The sequence below is a fragment of the Anoxybacillus sp. ST70 genome (assembly GCF_019553625.1).
Taxonomy (GTDB): domain Bacteria; phylum Bacillota; class Bacilli; order Bacillales; family Anoxybacillaceae; genus Anoxybacillus; species Anoxybacillus gonensis.
The window spans coordinates 1-455 of the sequence record NZ_JAHZOF010000038.1 but is presented as its reverse complement, the minus strand read 5'-3'; the positions used below and the strand labels follow the sequence as shown (position 1 = coordinate 455).

1 protein-coding gene is annotated in these 455 nt (G+C 56.9%); it reads right to left on the bottom strand.

The window, feature by feature from the left end:
- Positions 1–40: 40 nt before the first annotated feature.
- Positions 41–455, bottom strand: a 415-nt coding sequence (locus K1I43_RS15480) for an aminoacyl--tRNA ligase-related protein (protein WP_304511243.1), incomplete at its 5' end; no start/stop codon positions are given.

The window sequence follows — 455 nt, the reverse complement described above, 5'->3', positions numbered from 1 at the left end:
GCCTGCTGGTGGTTCTCCAACAGCATGATGATGATGCGAGTCATCGCGCATAAGGTGCCATTGAGAGTGGCCAGGGGTTCAACGCCGTCAGGTCCGCGATGGCGAATAGACAGGCGCCGGGCCTGGAAGGTAGTGCAGTTCGACGTCGAGGTGATCTCACGATAGCGTTCTGGGTTGGCAGCCAGCCATAACAATCGAACTTGCGGGCAGCAGACAGGCCCAAGTCACCGGAAGCAACGTCGAGCACCTGGAACGGGATTTGTAGCGCGGTAATGAAGTCCTTCTCGAAACTCAGCAACTTCTCATGCCAGGCCTCAGCCTCCTGCGGTAGGCAATAAACGAACATCTCGACTTTGTCGAACCAATGAACGCGAAAGATACCGCGGGTGTCCTTGCCATACGAGCCAGCCTCGCGTCGGTAGCATGGAGAAAAGGCGACGTAGCGTTTGGGCAAC